Annotated in this window: 3 protein-coding genes; all 3 read left to right on the top strand. The window is 76.2% G+C overall.

Going from position 1 to position 2,439, the window contains the following annotated elements; translation table 11 throughout:
* Window positions 1-1,111, top strand: a 1,111-nt coding sequence (locus tag DZF91_RS24940; protein WP_199486869.1) for a glucodextranase DOMON-like domain-containing protein, incomplete at its 5' end; no start/stop codon positions are given.
* A gap of 147 nt (window positions 1,112-1,258) precedes the next feature.
* Window positions 1,259-2,131 (top strand): alpha/beta fold hydrolase, encoded by an 873-nt coding sequence (locus DZF91_RS24935; protein ID WP_117359682.1) that lies wholly within the window; start codon window positions 1,259-1,261, stop codon window positions 2,129-2,131.
* 27 nt (window positions 2,132-2,158) lie between these two features.
* Window positions 2,159-2,439 (top strand): winged helix-turn-helix domain-containing protein (locus DZF91_RS24930; RefSeq protein WP_199486868.1); only part of this gene is annotated, 281 nt, incomplete at its 3' end.

Here is a 2,439-nt window from a genome sequence, read left to right as displayed (position 1 = left end):
GGCGTCGCCGCTGACCTGGGCCCAGGCGCAGCAGGCCCGGCTCGCCCTCGCGCTCGGCGCGCGCCGCCCGGTCGAGCAGCCCGGCATCGTGCGCGCCCGGTACGTCGACCACCGGCCGCCGGACGCCGCGCCGCTCACCCTCACCGCGCCCGACGACGGCGCCGCCGTGAACGGCCCGGCCGTCACCGTCCGGGGGACGACCGCCCCCGGCGCGCTGGTCGACATCGTCGCCACCCCGGTGGACACCGGCGGCCCGGCACGGGAGGTCTCGGTCAGGGCGGGCGCGGACGGCGCCTTCGAGGCGCAGGCCCCGGTCGCGTTCGGCGAGGTCTCCCTGGCCGTCTCGGCGACCGCGCCGGACGGCCGGACCGGCCAGGCCCACCGCACGGTCACCGGCGAGGTCGTCGGCGGCACGTCCGTCCTCGACGTCACCGACCCCGACAACGACGACAACGGCCCCGGCACGTACCGGTACCCGACCGCCGCCGACTTCCGGCCGGGGGCGTTCGACCTCCAGCGCTTCCAGGTCATCACCGACAGCGACACCGTCTACCTGCGCACGACCGTACGGGACCTCACACCCACGTTCGGCAACCAGATCGGCGCGCAGCTGCTGGACGTCTACGCGCAGGACCCGTCCGCCTCACCCCGCTCCACCGCCGCCGCCTTCCCGCAGCGCGGCTACGGCATCGCCGCCGCCGACGCCTGGACGCAGCGGATCGAGGTCGAGGGGTTCGCCGCGCCCGTCTGGACCACGGCGGACGGCACCGCGCGGCAGGGCGCCGCCGTCCGCGCGTCCGGCGCCACGAGGACGATCACCATCGCCCTGCCCAGGGCCGTGTTCGGCACGCCGGGCAAGGACTGGCGGTTCGCCGTCGTCCTCACCGGCCAGGACGGTTACAGCCCCGACCGGGCGCGCGGCTTCGCCCCGACGCCGCAGCCCTACCAGTTCGGCGTGTGTGCGCCGGGCGGCGGGGCGCCGGTCTGCTCCCGCGACCCGGCCGCCGTCCCCAAGGCCCTGGACGTGATCACCCCCGCCGGGGTCTCCCAGGCGGACGAGCTGGACCCGACCCCGGGCCCGGTCGCCGTCCGCGCGGTCACCGTCCCCTGATCCGTTCCCCGATCCGTGCCGGGAGCCGTGCCGGCTCGGCGGGACGGGCACGGGGACGGCCGCACTGATCCGTGACTGATCGGCCGCTGATCGGGGTCGCCCAGGCTGGTGGGCGTCAACGAGAGACCGATTCCAGACGGAGATGTCATGAAGATCGAGGGATTCGCGTACCACCGCGTCCAGGTGGCCGACGGCGTCGCGCTGAACGCGGCCGTGGGCGGCTCGGGCAGCCCGGTCGTCCTGCTGCACGGCTTCCCGCAGACCCACCTGATGTGGCGGCACGTGGCGGCCGACCTCGCCGCCGACCACACCGTCATCTGCGCTGACCTGCGCGGATACGGTGACAGCGACAAGCCCGCCGACCCCGATGGGACGGCCTACTCCAAGCGGACCATGGCGGCCGACATCATCGCGCTGGCCCGCGAGCTGGGCCACGAGCGGTTCGCGCTGGCCGGGCACGACCGGGGCGCGCACGTCGCGATCCGCGCCGGGTTCGACCACCCGGACGCCGTCACGCACCTGGCGTCCCTGGACGTCCTGCCCATGCTCGACAGTTGGGACGTGATGCGCGGCGTCGGCGGCGCGGTCGGCTTCCACCTGTACCTGATGGCGCAGCCGCCCGGCCTGCCCGAGAAGATGATCTCCGCGAGCGCCGACGCGTTCTTCGGCCACTTCCTCGACATCTGGGCGAACGACCCGGAGGCGGTCCCCGCCGACGTGCGCGCCGAGTACCTTCGGGCGAGCCGCGAGGCCGTGCCGTCGATCGTGGCCGACTACCGGGCCTCGGCGAGCGTGGACCTTGAGCACGACGCCGCCGACCGCGCGGCCGGACGGCGGCTGGCCATGCCCGTGACCGTCCTGCAGCAGGACTGGGGCGCGGCGCTCGGCTTCGACGCCGCCGCCCTGTGGGGGGCGTGGGCGGACGACCTGGACCACCGCACCGTCAGCTGCGGCCACTTCATGGCCGAGGAGGCCCCCGCCGAGGTGGCCGGGGCACTGCGCGCCCTGCTCGCCAGGTGATCATCGGGCGTCGGTAGCGTGGTCGGCGTGGGGGAGGTGACGTTCGGCGTCCTCGGGCCGCTCGCGGTCGCGGACGCGCACGGACGGCCCGTCGAGGTCCGCGGCGCGCGGCCGCGGGCCGTCCTGGCGCGGCTGCTGGTCGCCGCCGGCCGGATGGTGCCCGCGTCCGTGCTGGTCGACGACCTGTGGGACGACCCGCCCGCCGGGGCGCTCGGCGCGGTGCAGACCTTCGTCGGGACCCTGCGCCGGGCGGGACGGTCACCAGCAGCCGGGACGGGGCGCGCGGCGGCCGGTCCGGCTCGAGCGCC

Source organism: Actinomadura logoneensis, from assembly GCF_003428695.1.
GTDB lineage: Bacteria > Actinomycetota > Actinomycetes > Streptosporangiales > Streptosporangiaceae > Spirillospora > Spirillospora logoneensis.
The sequence above is the reverse complement of the archived record's forward strand: the minus strand, read 5'-3'. Positions and strand labels throughout refer to the sequence as shown.